The organism is Corynebacterium sp. MSK073, assembly GCF_030232085.1.
In the GTDB taxonomy this organism is placed as follows: domain Bacteria; phylum Actinomycetota; class Actinomycetes; order Mycobacteriales; family Mycobacteriaceae; genus Corynebacterium.
On the sequence record NZ_JASPIY010000004.1, the window covers coordinates 56,759 to 70,310 of the forward strand.

A 13,552-nucleotide genomic window follows, 5' to 3' on the forward strand; every position below is an offset into this window, starting at 1 on the left:
TAGTGGGAAAGCGGCGGTAGTATTACCGCCGCTTTTTTGCGTGAATTAGTGCCTTGGGCTTTGATTGCTAGACTGGCTTGTCGTGATTGTGACCAATGATTTTGAGGTACGCGTAGGCGCCCGCACGCTTCTCGATGCCCCCGGACAGCACCTCCGCGTCCAGCCCGGCGACCGCATCGGGCTAGTGGGCCGCAATGGTGCGGGAAAGACCACGACCATGCGCATCTTGGCCGGCGAGACCGAGCCCTATGGCGGCACGGTGTCTCGCTCGGGTCCGATTGGCTACCTTCCGCAGGATTCGCGCGAAGGCAATATCGAACAAACCGCGCGCGAGCGCGTGCTTTCTGCCCGCGGGCTGGATGATATTAAACGGCGCATGGCCAAGCAGCAAGAGCTGATGGAAACGGCCACGGATGAGAAATTCCGCGATAAGGCCATCCGTAAATACTCCCGGTTGGAAGAGCAATTCGACTCCTTGGGCGGCTATGAGGCTGATTCCGAGTGCGCCCAAATCTGCGATAACCTAGGCTTGCCTCAGCGCGTTTTGGATCAAAAACTCAAGACGCTATCGGGTGGCCAACGCCGCCGCGTGGAGCTGGCACAGATCCTTTTTGCAGCCAGCGAAGGCTCGGGTAAATCCCAGACCACGTTGCTCCTCGATGAGCCGACCAACCACCTAGATGCGGATTCCATCGTCTGGCTCCGCCAGTTCCTGTCCAAGCATGAGGGCGGACTGGTCATGATTTCCCACGACGTCGAGTTGCTCGAGGCCGTGTGTAATAAGGTCTGGTTCCTCGACGCGGTGCGCGGCGAGGCGGATGTCTACAACATGGGTTATAAGAAGTATCTCGATGCCCGTGCTACAGATGAGGCACGCCGGCGCCGCGAGCGCGCGAATGCCGAAAAGAAGGCCTCCGCGCTGCAAAAGCAGGCCGCCAAATTGGGTGCTAAGGCCACCAAGGCATCTGCGGCGAAGCAGATGCTGAACCGCGCCGAGCGCATGATGAATGACCTCGATGAGGTGCGCGTTGCGGATAAGGTAGCCAATATTAAATTCCCCGAGCCCGCCCCGTGCGGCAAGACGCCCATGAACGCCAAAGGCTTGACCAAGATGTACGGTTCGTTGGAGGTGTTCGCGGGTGTGGACCTGGCCATCGATAAGGGCTCCAGGGTCGTTGTCCTGGGGTATAACGGTGCCGGTAAGACGACCTTGCTCAAGCTCTTGGCGGGGGAGGAGCGCACCGATGGTGAGGGTGGCATCGTCAGTGGCCACGGATTGCGCATTGGCTACTTTGCGCAGGAGCACGACAGTATCCACCCGGATAAGAGCGTATGGGAAAACACCATTGAGGCCTGCCCCAATGCGGACCAGCAAGAGCTGCGCGGGCTGCTGGGAGCGTTTATGTTTTCCGGCGATAAACTGCAACAGCCTGCCGGAACTCTGTCTGGCGGTGAGAAAACCCGCCTGTCCCTGGCTACGTTGGTCTCCAGCCGCGCGAACGTGCTGCTTCTCGATGAGCCGACCAACAACCTCGACCCCATCTCTCGCGAGCAGGTGCTCGACGCGCTTAATACCTACACGGGCGCGGTGGTCTTGGTTACCCACGATCCGGGCGCGGTGAAGGCGCTCGACCCTGAGCGGGTGATCATCATGCCAGATGGCGATGAAGACCTGTGGTCCGATGAGTACATGGAAATCGTCGAGCTGGCTTAAGCCTGATGAAAACGCTGATCGAGAGGATGCCCGCCTGGCGGGATAAGTTTTGGGTCATTCCCGCGGTTGCAGTGGCGGTGGCCGTCGTGGCGGCCGAAGGCATGCTCGCACTCGATCGCAACTTCGACCTGGCGCTCTCTCGGCTCTATGACGGTAGCGCGGAAAGCGCCCAAGGCCTGCTCACCGCCGTGGCCACCGCCACGCTGTCCCTGGCCGGAACCCTGTTCTTTATCACCCTGACCGCGCTTTCCGGAGTGGTGACGGTGATGGGGCCGCGCCTATTGCACGAATTTTTGAAGGACCGCTCCATCCAGTCCACGCTGGGGATCTACCTGGCGACCTTTACCTATTCGCTGCTCTCTCTGCGTGCCGTGCGCGCCGGTGGTGAAGGCAAGCAAGAACACGTTCCCTCGCTGAATGTCGCAGTCGACATTGCCTTGGCGCTAATTTGCGTGGTCTTTTTGATTTATTTCATCGTCCACATCGCGCAGTCCATCAGCATGTCTCACGTGGTGCACGTGGTGGCCCAAGACGTGGAAGAGCACATGCGGCGCCTCATTGAGCGTGGCGAGGAAGAGAAGGTCTCCAAGGCACCAGGTTCGGATTTCTATGAATCCGCTGACGCAACCCGCAGCTCTCAAACGGGCTACCTGAAATTCGTGGACTACGAGTCCATTGCCCAAGCGGCGGCCGAAGAAGATTGCGCGGTTCACTTAGGTGTGGCCCCCGGCGATCTCGTGCTTGAAGGAGAGGTCATCGCCCACGGCGTGCCGCACATGCCGGAAAACATTGAAAAGCACATCGTGGTCACGCAGCACCGTGAGGATGCCTCCGCGCACGACCCGCGGTTTACGGCCCGGCACCTCGCGGAGATTGCCGCCCGCGCTTTAAGCACCGGCGTCAATGACCCTTATACGGTCATCGACATCATTGACCGCTTCACGCAAATCTTGGTGGTCATTGGGGACAAGCGCTTGCCGCAAGGGATCATGCATATCGATGGCGAGTTCCGCTTGGACTATCAAACCTTTAGCTACGAACAGATCATTGAGGCGATGTTCACCCAAATCCGCCGCGATGCGGCCGATAACGCCGAAATCTACCTCAGCCTGCTCAACAACCTAGCCAAGGCGGTCGCGCTGCTGCGCACCGTGGAGCGCCGCAATGTCCTAGATGAAGCAGCGGAGGCCATCTACTCCGATGCCGGCCGCCAGGTCGGCGGCGAGGTGGAATTGCGCCAGTTAGAAGATTCTTTTCAGCACTTCAAAGCAAACCTCGCCCGGTGGGAAGAATCCGAGAAGCCGGGCGAAGAGAATGAAGACTCCGAGTCCTAAGAGGAGCTTGGCGCGCTTGTCCTAGGCGCGCTTCCCCCTAGGCGTGGAGTACTCGACACCTAGTTGCGGAAACCGTGTACCGGTGCAGGGATGAAGCCGCCGCGGTTGATGAACTGCGAATTGCCCACCTGATTGACCGGGATGATCGGTGCATAGCCCAAAAGCCCACCGAAGCTGACCTCGTCGCCCACCTTGGCACCAGGTACCGGAATGACGCGCACGGCGGTGGTCTTATGGTTCATCACGCCGATTGCGGCTTCATCCGCAATCATGCCGGAAATCGTGGCCGCAGAGGTATCGCCGGGGAGTGCGATCATGTCAAAGCCTACCGAGCAGATGGCGGTCATGGCCTCCAACTTGTCCATGGAAATGGAGCCGGACTTTACGGCATCGATCATGCCCCTGTCCTCAGAGACGGGGATGAAAGAACCGGACAAGCCGCCCACGCGCGAGCATGCCATCATGCCGCCCTTCTTGACGGCATCGTTAAGCAGCGCCAATGCCGCCGTCGTGCCGTGCGTGCCCACCTGATCGAGGCCCATGTGCTCGAGGATGTGCGCCACGGAGTCGCCGAGTTCTGCCGTGGGGGCCAAGGAGAGGTCAATGATGCCGAAGGGAACGCCGAGGCGCTCGGAGGCCATATTGCCCACGAGCTGCCCGGCGCGGGTGATCTTGAAGGCTGCCTTCTTCACTTCCTCAGCCACCTGATCCAGGCTTGCGCCTTCCAAGGAGCCGAGGGCGCGGTCCACCACGCCGGGGCCGGAGACGCCAACGGAGACGACGCAGTCAGGCTCCTCGATGCCGTGGAAGGCACCGGCCATAAACGGGTTATCGCCCACGGAGTTGGCAAAGACGACGAGCTTGGCGCAGGCGATTGCGGAATCATCCTTGGTCAGCTCAGCGGCTTCCTTGATGACCTCGCCCATTTGCTTCGTCGCATCCATGTTGATGCCGGCGCGGGAGCTGGCGATATTGACCGAGGAGCACACTACGTCTGTCTCGGCCAAGGCTTCGGGGATGGAGGAAATGAGTTTTTGCTCTGCGCTCGTCGCGCCCTTTTCTACCAGCGCAGAGTAGCCGCCGACGAAGTTAACGCCCACCTCCTTCGCGGCCTTATCCAGCGCCTGCGCGGCATCGACGGGGTTGCCGTCCAAGCCTGCTACAACGAGGGAAATGGGGGTGACGGAGATGCGCTTGTTGACGATCGGGATGCCGAGCTCACCTTCGATGCCCTCGCATACCTCAACCAAGCGGCCTGCTTGCTGCGTTACGCGGTCATAGATGGCCTGGCAGGTTGCCTCCATGGTCGAGCGCGTACATCCCAGCAGGGAAATGCCCATCGTCACGGTACGGATATCGAGACGATAGTTTTCGATCATCTCGATGGTGTCCAAGATATTGGTGGTATTAAAACGCGTGCTCATGTTAAATCTCGTTCATGGCGGTAAAGAGGTCTTCGGACTGAATGCGGATGGATTGCTGCTTTTCCTCCGCAACCGGGCGCATCCGCTCCTTGATGGTCTGGATGGATACGGCATCCGCATCGAATTCGACGCGGAGGATCATGGTGAAGTAGTCACCCATCAAGGTCTGCGAGACGTCAACGACGTTGATGTCCAGTTCAGCAAGGGTCGTGGTCACTGCGGCAATGATTCCGGTGCTATCGGCACCGGTAACGGTCATAATGGCATACATAGTCAGTATTCTATCTGGTTCGGTGTGTAACGCTCGCACCGCGGTCGCGGCATGTTCTGGCACCGCTGAAAAGAACCGCTGCAGCATAAAAATCGCGCTGTTACCATTGGGCGCTATGGCTGATACTAAGAAAAAGGTTTTGTACATCGGTGGACACGGCAAGGTTGGCCTGCTGGCGGCTCCAAAATTAGCGGAAGCTGGCCACGAGGTTCACTCGCTTATCCGTAACCCAGAGCAAAAGGCCGATATCGAGCAGGCCAACGCTACGCCGGTTATTGCAGATATTACCGAGCAGTCCGTTGACCAATGGGCCGAACTATTCGCAGATTATGACGCAGTTGTATGGGGTGCCGGAAACGGCGGCCGTGGCGGCGCGGAACTGACGTGGGCCGTCGACCGCGACGGTGCTTTGGCCGCCATCGAGGCCCTAGAAAAGCTGGGCAAAGACGTTCCTCAGTTCGTCATGATTTCTTATGTCGGCTCCCAGGTTGCGACGACCGATCCAGCCGATGAAAAGTGGTACGCCTACGTGGAATCCAAGAAGGAAGTGGACAACCGCTTAGCCGATAGCTCTATCCCGCACATCATCCTGAAGCCCGCTGGCCTGACGGAGGAGCCTGCGCAGGGGCTGGAATTTGTTGAGGACAAGATGCTGCAAGAAGGTCAGACCTCGTCTCGTGACCTGGTGGCAGACGTCATCGTAGAGGTACTGGGCCGCGAGGAGCTTCCGGGCTCTCCAGTCGTATTCGTTGACGGCGACAAGCCAGTAAGCTCCATTAATTAATAGTCAGCCAGACTATCAATGAGTGTTTCGCGCCCAGCCGTCTTGCTCGACTGCGATCCAGGGATTGATGACTGTCTCGCCCTAATGTACTTAGCGGGGCTGCATCACGCGGGCGAGATCGAATTAGTGGGCGTGAGCACGACTGCTGGAAACGTCGCGGTCCAACAGACAGCCGCCAATGCACGGTGGATTTTGGACCTTTGTGGATTGCCGGAGGTTCCCGTCGCCTCAGGGCGGCCGGCTCCGCTCGAAGTAGAGCTGACCACGACACCTGAAACCCACGGTGAGTCCGGCTTGGGTTATCTTTCCGCGCCCGATCACGATTTCGCCGATATTCAGTGGCAGGAGTTGTGGTCGAGCGCCATTGCCCGCAACCCGGGGCTACACCTCATCGTCACCGGGCCGGTAACTAATTTGGCAGACTTCGAGCGGGAGCATGGCGATGCCGTTGCGCAGTGCGGCTCGATTACCATCATGGGCGGTGCCGTTAATTACCGCGGCAATACGACCCCGACCGCGGAGTGGAATTTCTGGGTAGATTCCCACGCGGCAGCACGTCATTTTTCAGCCTCAGCAGAATTGCACAGTACGCTGTGCTCGCTCGAGGTCACCGAGCAATTTCTTATCACCCCAGAGCGCTTGGCAGAAATTCAGGGGCTTCTTGGTACACACCCGATGACGGAAAAATTGCCGGAGATCCTGCGGTTTTACTTCGAGTTCCATCAAGTGCAAGAAGAAGGCTACCAAGCCCAGATCCATGACCTTCTGACCTGCATCATTGCGCTTAAGAAGGTGCCGTTTGAGGCTGTGGATACGACCATAGACGTGGAAGCGGATTCTGCGCTGATGCGCGGTACCAGCGTCGCGGACCTCCGCAACCATTGGGGCCGGCCAACTAATGCCTCTCTGGTGACCAGCGCGGATATTCCAGCTGCTCACCGCGAGTTCGACAGGGCGCTGCGCATCTTGGGCGCGCGTGTTGCTCTAGGCGAATAAATCTTTTACCCTAATCCGCAGCGCATACGCCACATTTTTCCTACGCTGAGGTGACATAGGCTGGGACTACAAGAGCAGTGTGCCCCAATCTCTTTTTCACATTGATGGATTAGGAATACCTCTATGCCTCAGCTTTCTCTTACCCCTGCCCGCCGGGGGATGGTCATCGCGGGCGCCGCGCTCGTCGTCGCCACGTGGATCTACTTGGTGCTTTTCCGCCCAACTGATTGGGAGTCCGTAGCGGGCTCCGCCGAAGCCTTGATCACCCTGGCCGGCTACCTCATCGGTGCGGCCTTGTTGCTCGCCGGCACCGTGCCGTCCCTGCCGGCTCGTACCATCGCCATTATTCCCATCGCGTTGGTTCTCAACATCGTGGTGGGCCAAATCATCGGTTCGAGCGGTATTCCACTGTATATCGACTCCGTGGGAACCATCCTGGTGGCGGCACTGGCAGGCCCCATTGCCGGGCTTGCTACCGGTACACTGTCTTCAGTGGTCTGGGGATTGCTCAACCCGATGGCACTCCCATTCGCCGCCGTTTCCGCGGCTACCGGCTTCCTTTCCGGCTGGGCCATCCAAAAGGGCGCTTTTAGCAAGATCTGGAAGGTCATCGTCAGCGGTGCCATCATCGGCATCATCTGCGGCATGCTCGCCGCACCCGTGGCCGCGTTCGTCTACGGCGGTACGGCTGGTGTCGGTACCGGCGCGCTCACGTCCCTCTTCCGCGAACTCGGCAACTCCTTGATTGCGTCCGTCACGATGCAATCACTTATCTCCGACCCACTGGATAAGGCAGTCGTCTTCCTCATCGTGTGGGCTGCCGTGAAATCCTTGCCTAAGCGCACCCGGGAATCCTTGCAGCCTCGCTAATGTATCGCCTTCACCCGTCGACGGTCCTCACTATTGCTGCGTGCGGTTGGCTACTTATCCTCGCTCTCAATAGCCCACTAGTCTCTGCAGTGGTAGCTGGAGCAATGCTTGCCTATGGCGTGTGGGCCACGAGATCCCTTGCGATCGTCTTGGCCTCTGCAGCGCTCTGTGTTCCGGTGGCCTTATCGATGTTGGTGATCCACGCCCCCTATGGCGATAACCAACTGATGCCGCTCGTCACAAGCGATGGCCTGCTCATCGCCGCCACACTTGCCCTGCGCTTTTTCGCGCTCATGGTGTGCTTCATCGTGGCGATGTCCGTGCTGCGGATATCCGATATTGCGAAATGGCTACAAGTCTCGCGCGCGGGGCACAAAATTGCCTACATCGTTGGTGCATCATTGCAGTCCTTACCGCAGGGTGCGCAGGCATGGCGGACCGTTCGTGATGCCAACCAGCTGGCAGGAATCAAGGTGACGTGGCGTAATACTATCTCGCGGGTAGTCATCCCGGTGATTTCGCGCCTCCTGATCCAAGGCACCGAGCGCGGCCACGCCCTTGCAGCCGTGGGTTTTGATGAAGAGGGGACCAGGACCCTTTTGCGGCCGGTGCCGGATTCAATCTTGTCCCGCGTGCTGCGCTACATCGTTTCCATTGGAACCATAGGAGTCATGGTCTTTGTATGGATATAGACGAGATTCAGCCGAGTAAGGGACGCATCGTCCAAGTACTTGTTCCTTCGGATGCCATCGCCGAAAACGTGGCGCAAGAGCTGGGCGAAAAATTCTCATCATCCGCCATCATTGGTACTGACTCCTCCGCGCAGATGAGCTACCTGCGCGATACCTGCATCGAAGAAGTGGTCCTAGGATTAGAAAACCAGGGTGAGGACCCAGCCCGCATGCAGGTACGCGGAGAGGAAATGCTCGCGGCGGTGGGGCTTAGCGATTACGCGGAGAAGAACCCCACCCAGCTTTCTGGCGGTCAGACGCGGAGGCTCGCCGCTGCCTGCGTTGCGATCCGCGAGCCCGAGGTGTTCATCATGTGCGAGCCGAGTGCGGGGCTTGACCCCACATCGTTGGCGATGATGGTGCAGCTATTGCATTCGCTGAGCAATACCTGCGTTCTTGCCGTGTCATCCATGCACTGGCCCGAATTGGGCGGGGAGGTCGTAGGAGAGATCCCACAACCTGCCCCTATACACCTGCAATCGATTTCGGATTATGGGGCGCAAGAATACCTCGGGCCGCTTACTGCGCGCCGAGGACAGGAAAAGAAGCGCTGGTGGCAATCGGCGAAGCCTTCCGGCAATACCTTTAGCGTCGGACCGGTAACCATCCCCATTTGCGGCGGCGGCGTGACTTGGTTGCGCGGGGCAAACGGAACCGGAAAAACGTCACTCCTGCGCGCCGCCGCCGGCCTTGATGGGGCACAGCGCCCAGCAGAGCCTCTGGGATTGGTCCTACAATCTCCTTATGACCAGGTAATATATTCCACTTTGGGGGATTTTGTTCCCGATCCCGCGTTACGGGAGCTGCTGGAACTTGATGCCGATGAGCACCCATTGGATCTATCCGCTTCCCGGCTGAGGCTTGCCCAAACGGCACATGTGGTGGGGATGGGCCACGCCATCTTGCTCATGGATGAGCCGGATAGCTTGCTGTCCCTAACGGATCGAGCGCTGATGCATCAACTGATTCATAAGACGCTGGACTCAGGAACGGCAATCGTCCTTACGTGCCACGATCCAAGGTTCGTTGCAGAGATAGCGCAGTATGTCAGCGTCCAGGAAGTGGAGCTTTCCACTGCCGGCAGCTTGGCAGAGGGCACCGACTAACCGAGTCTGCGTTCAGCTGGCGCCTTCGCCTCCCAGTGAGAAAAGCGGAGTGACGAAAGCGGGGGTGTTCCTATAAAGTTTGTCAGTCTCGCGGATGGGGTTGACGGGGTGGATCCTCAACTCGGGAGTTTTAGGTGTGTTGTTTTGCGCGCGATTGGTAGCCGACTGGGATTTTTCCAGTCGGCTTGTTTCGCTGTTAGGGATTAGGCTGCTGCGGCTTCCTTTGCTGGGGCGGGGTCGCGGTAATACTCGTGGTTGCGCATCATGGCGTAGAGGACGTTGATTCGTCTGCGGGCGAGTGCTACGACCGCAGCGTTGTGATGCTTGCCTTCCTTGCGCTTTCGTTCAAAGAATTGCGGGCCTAACCCCCGACGTGTCCACTTTCCGGGGTCAGGCCCGCACTTGCTTTTAGCACTGGCTGCCCACAAGAGCAACGTAATGGGCTCGGTTAGCGCTGTGGAGACCTAGAACTTCGAATGGATTGCTCCACCAGATCGAGGACACGCTCCAGGCCATCCGTATCCCCTAAGGCGAGCCTATTAATAAACCCATCCATGAAGGTTTCCAAATAGCTCACCAGGGTATCTATATCGACATCGTCTCGCAGGCGGCCTTGTTCCGCGTTGGAAGCGAGGCGGGCGCGGATAGCCTCGTCACGAATGGACTGGTGTTCTTTCCACCGAGCAGCAAACGATGGGTCCGTGCGCAAGAGGGAAGTGATCTCCAGACGCGTGGCAAGCCAATCGTGGCGTTCTGGGTGACGCAACATCTCCCGCATAACCTCGACGAGGCCGTTATTGGCCACCACTTCTGCCTGGCGTGCGGCATCTTCGCGGGCTAAAGAGAGGAATAAGGACTCCTTATCCCCAAAGTGGTGGAATATGGCGCCGCGTGATTTCCCGGTGGCTTGTTCTAAGAGGCGGACAGTCGCGCCCTCATAGCCATGTTCGGCAAAGCACCGGCGAGCCCCGACGAGAATTTCGTGCCTGCGCCGATTTAACTCAGATTCACTCACGATTGGCATGGTGAGGTCGTCTCCTTTTAGGAATGATTAATGCTTCAAGTTAAGTATGTTCTGAAACGAACATAGAACGACAATGAAAAAACGCGGGGCCGCAGAGCCCTCTACGGGAGAGAGCGGTGCGACCCCGCGTCATCAAGCTCAGCGACGAGCACTAAGTCCAAAAAGCTTAGTACTTTTCCGTCGCATTAAGTGGCTTAGTTCTTCACCATCTGGCGCAGCACGTACTGCAGGATACCGCCGTGGCGGAAGTACTCTGCCTCACCCGGGGTGTCGATACGCACGTTAGCGTCGAACTCGACGGCGTCGTCGGAGTCCTGCTTGGTAGCAGTGACGTGAACGGTCTTCGGGATGGAACCGTCGTTGAACTCGGTGATGCCTTCGATGTCGAAGGTCTCCGTACCGTCCAGACCCAAGGACTCGTGGGACTCGCCCTCAGGGAACTGCAGCGGGATAACGCCCATACCGATGAGGTTCGAGCGGTGGATGCGCTCGAAGGACTCGGTGATGACTGCCTTAACACCCAGGAGGTTGGTGCCCTTTGCAGCCCAGTCACGGGAAGAACCGGTGCCGTATTCCTTACCAGCGATGACGACCAGTGGGATGCCGGCTTCCTTGTAGTTCTCGCATGCATCGTAGATGTATGCCTGCGGTGCGCCCTCTTGGGTGAAGTCGCGGGTGTAACCACCGGTCTCATCCACCAGCTGGTTAGCCAGGCGGATGTTGGCGAAGGTACCGCGCATCATGACCTCGTGGTTACCGCGGCGGGAACCCAAGGAGTTGTAGTCAGAGCGGGACACGCCGTTCTCGTCCAAGTACTGCGCAGCCGGGGTGCCCGGCTTGATGGCAGAAGCAGGGGAGATGTGGTCGGTGGTGACGGAATCGCCCAGCTTCGCAAGAACGCGAGCGCCCTTGATGTCCTCAACTGGGGCCGGTTCGGTTGGCATGCCCTCGAAGTACGGAGCCTTGCGGATGTAGGTGGAGTCCTCATCCCACTCGAAGGTCTCGCCCTTTGGAACATCCAGGTTGCGCCATGCGTCGTCGCCCTTGAAGACGTCGGCGTAGTCGGCCTCGTACATCTCGCGGGAGATGGCGGACTGGATGGTGTCCTCGATCTCCTGCGGGGTAGGCCAGATGTCCTTCAGGAAGACATAGTTGCCGTCTTCGTCCTGACCCAGCGGCTGGTTGTCAAAGTCGAAGTCCATGGTGCCGGCGATAGCGTAGGCGATAACCATGATTGGGGATGCCAAGTAGTTCATCTTGACGTCCGGGGAGATACGACCCTCGAAGTTGCGGTTACCGGACAGGACTGCGGTAGCTGCCAAGTCGTTCTCGTTGATGGCTGCAGAAACTTCCTCTGGCAGCGGGCCGGAGTTACCAATGCAGGTGGTGCAGCCGAAGCCGGACAGGTAGAAGCCCATAGCCTCGAGGTCCTTCCAGAGGTCTGCACGCTGGAAGTAGCCATCGACAACCTGGGAACCAGGTGCACAAATGGTCTTGACCCATGGCTTGGAGCGCAGGCCCTTTTCAGCGGCCTTACGCGCAATCAGACCAGCACCCACCATGACGGATGGGTTGGAGGTGTTGGTGCAGGAGGTGATGGAGGCGATTGCCACCATGCCGTGGTCAAGGGTGTACTCGCCGCCGTTGTCAGGTTCGACGGTGATCGGGTTGGAGTGGCGTCCCTTGGCGCCAATGGCGGCGGATTCGCCGTGGCCCTCGCGCGACTTGTTCAAGCCACCGGTGACGTCCTCATCGCCAGGCGCGCCGCCTTCACCGGACATGCGCTTAGCCTCAACGGAGGAGTCATCCACGCATACTTCGTCGGTGGTGTAGTTGGACAGATCCTTACGGAACTGCTCCTTGGCCTCCGAAAGAAGGATGCGGTCCTGCGGGCGCTTCGGGCCGGCAATGGATGGCTCAACGGTGGACAGGTCGAGTTCGATGTACTCGGAGTACTCCGGCTCCGGAGTGTCCTCTGCCAGCCACATGCCCTGGGCCTTGGCGTACTGCGAGACGCGGTCGATCTGCTCTTGCGGGCGACCGGTGAGCTCGAGGTACTTGGTGGTCTCTTCGTCGATGGGGAAGATGGCCGCGGTGGAACCGAACTCTGGCGACATGTTGCCGATGGTGGCGCGGTTAGCCAGCGGGACGGACTTGACGCCGTTGCCGTAGAACTCTACGAACTTCTGGACAACGCCGTGCTCACGCAGCATCTCCGTAATGGTCAAGACGACGTCGGTTGCGGTAACGCCGGTCGGGATTTCGCCGGTGAGCTTGAAGCCGACGACCTTCGGGATGAGCATCGATACCGGCTGGCCAAGCATGGCAGCCTCTGCCTCGATGCCGCCAACACCCCAGCCCAGGATGCCCAGGCCGTTTTCCATGGTGGTGTGGGAGTCGGTACCGATACAGGTATCCGGGTATGCCAAGCCCTCGTTGTCAAAGACAACGCGGGACAGGTACTCAATGTTGACCTGGTGGACAATACCGGTTCCCGGAGGAACAACGCGGAAGTTGGAGAAGTTCTCAGCACCCCAACGCAGGAACTGGTAGCGCTCTTCGTTGCGCTGGTACTCGATTTCAACGTTCTTCTCAAGAGCGTCGGTGGAGCCAAAGGCCTCAACGATGACGGAGTGGTCAATAACCATCTCGGCCGGGTTTAGCGGGTTAACCTGGTCTGGCGTACCGCCAAGAGCGGAAACGGCCTCACGCATGGTTGCGAGGTCGACGACACAGGGAACACCGGTGAAGTCCTGCATGAGGACGCGGGCTGGGGTGAACTGGATTTCAGTATCCGGTTCGGACTTTGGGTCCCAATTGGCGAGGGCCTTGATGTGGTCCTCGTTTACATTCTTGCCGTCCTCATTGCGCAGCAGGTTTTCTGCCAGCACCTTGAGGGAGTACGGCAACTTCTCCATGCCAGGAACCGTGTTGATGTCAAAGTAGTCGTAAGACTTACCGTTGACATCAAGGGTCTTCTTGGCGTCGAAGGAGTTCAAGCTTTCAGTCACAGGGAGCTCCATTCCTTGTTGATAAACAGTCTGTTCTGTTTTGTACTCGCCGCCTACTGGAGTTGCGGGATAAGCAAAAGGTGCGCGACCACATAGTGGTCGAGACGAAGCCATGGGGCCCGCAGTGCCAAAGACGGCAAAGAACGCGATGGTTCACCTATTTATTGTAGAGGCAAAAACCTTCCGTTGCTTCAATTGTAACGGGACAAGCGTTCTGTTTAAAGCTTTTAGTCACACTCGGCGCGTTTACTGTGTGGGCGGCGGCGGTAACCATTATCTTTAATGAA

General features: G+C 58.6%; 11 protein-coding genes and 1 pseudogene. 7 read left to right on the forward strand and 5 right to left on the reverse strand.

Annotated elements, in window-relative coordinates; all coding sequences use genetic code 11:
* Positions 1–82: 82 nt before the first annotated feature.
* Together QP970_RS03830 and QP970_RS03835 are read left to right on the forward strand one after the other, a co-directional pair.
* Complete coding sequence (locus tag QP970_RS03830; RefSeq protein ID WP_284869670.1) at positions 83–1,714, forward strand: ABC-F family ATP-binding cassette domain-containing protein; 1,632 nt, start codon at positions 83–85, stop codon at positions 1,712–1,714.
* A 5-nt stretch (positions 1,715–1,719) separates the two neighbouring features.
* Positions 1,720–3,048, forward strand: coding sequence for a DUF2254 domain-containing protein (locus tag QP970_RS03835; RefSeq protein ID WP_239268166.1), 1,329 nt, complete (start codon positions 1,720–1,722; stop codon positions 3,046–3,048).
* Positions 3,049–3,107: 59 nt separating this feature from the next.
* Here QP970_RS03835 and QP970_RS03840 read toward each other — a convergent pair whose 3' ends face one another.
* Positions 3,108–4,472 (reverse strand): PFL family protein, encoded by a 1,365-nt coding sequence (locus QP970_RS03840; RefSeq protein WP_239268164.1) that lies wholly within the window; start codon positions 4,470–4,472, stop codon positions 3,108–3,110.
* A gap of 1 nt (position 4,473) precedes the next feature.
* A complete protein-coding gene (locus QP970_RS03845) occupies positions 4,474–4,743 on the reverse strand; it encodes an ACT domain-containing protein (protein ID WP_239268162.1) in 270 nt (89 codons plus the stop codon).
* Between the two features lie 115 nt (positions 4,744–4,858).
* Here QP970_RS03845 and QP970_RS03850 point away from each other — a divergent pair, with 115 nt between their 5' ends.
* From QP970_RS03850 to QP970_RS03870, 5 genes are all read left to right on the forward strand, one after another.
* A complete protein-coding gene (locus QP970_RS03850) occupies positions 4,859–5,527 on the forward strand; it encodes an NAD(P)H-binding protein (RefSeq protein WP_239268160.1) in 669 nt (222 codons plus the stop codon).
* Positions 5,528–5,545: 18 nt separating this feature from the next.
* Entirely contained in the window at positions 5,546–6,523 is a 978-nt protein-coding gene (locus QP970_RS03855) for a nucleoside hydrolase (RefSeq protein WP_284869671.1), read from the forward strand.
* 123 nt (positions 6,524–6,646) lie between these two features.
* Positions 6,647–7,393 (forward strand): ECF transporter S component, encoded by a 747-nt coding sequence (locus QP970_RS03860; protein WP_126319066.1) that lies wholly within the window; start codon positions 6,647–6,649, stop codon positions 7,391–7,393.
* Positions 7,393–8,085, forward strand: a complete 693-nt coding sequence (locus QP970_RS03865) for an energy-coupling factor transporter transmembrane component T family protein (RefSeq protein WP_284869672.1) — start codon at positions 7,393–7,395, stop codon at positions 8,083–8,085. The genes QP970_RS03860 and QP970_RS03865 overlap by 1 nt, the downstream gene beginning before the upstream one ends.
* The gene (locus QP970_RS03870; RefSeq protein ID WP_284869673.1) at positions 8,076–9,230 is read left to right on the forward strand and encodes an ATP-binding cassette domain-containing protein; all 1,155 of its coding nucleotides are present in this window, start codon (positions 8,076–8,078) and stop codon (positions 9,228–9,230) included. Before QP970_RS03865 ends, QP970_RS03870 begins: the two co-directional genes overlap by 10 nt.
* A gap of 203 nt (positions 9,231–9,433) precedes the next feature.
* Here QP970_RS03870 and QP970_RS03875 read toward each other — a convergent pair.
* From QP970_RS03875 to can, 3 genes and pseudogenes are all read right to left on the reverse strand, one after another.
* A pseudogene (locus QP970_RS03875) lies at positions 9,434–9,571 on the reverse strand (IS110 family transposase); the annotation flags it as partial.
* Between the two features lie 107 nt (positions 9,572–9,678).
* Positions 9,679–10,254, reverse strand: coding sequence for a TetR/AcrR family transcriptional regulator (locus tag QP970_RS03880; protein WP_239268152.1), 576 nt, complete (start codon positions 10,252–10,254; stop codon positions 9,679–9,681).
* Positions 10,255–10,448: 194 nt separating this feature from the next.
* Positions 10,449–13,265 carry an aconitate hydratase gene (gene can / locus QP970_RS03885; RefSeq protein ID WP_284869674.1) on the reverse strand — a complete coding sequence of 939 codons (2,817 nt, stop codon included), beginning with the start codon at positions 13,263–13,265 and terminating at the stop codon, positions 10,449–10,451.
* Between the last annotated feature and the right edge of the window lie 287 nt (positions 13,266–13,552).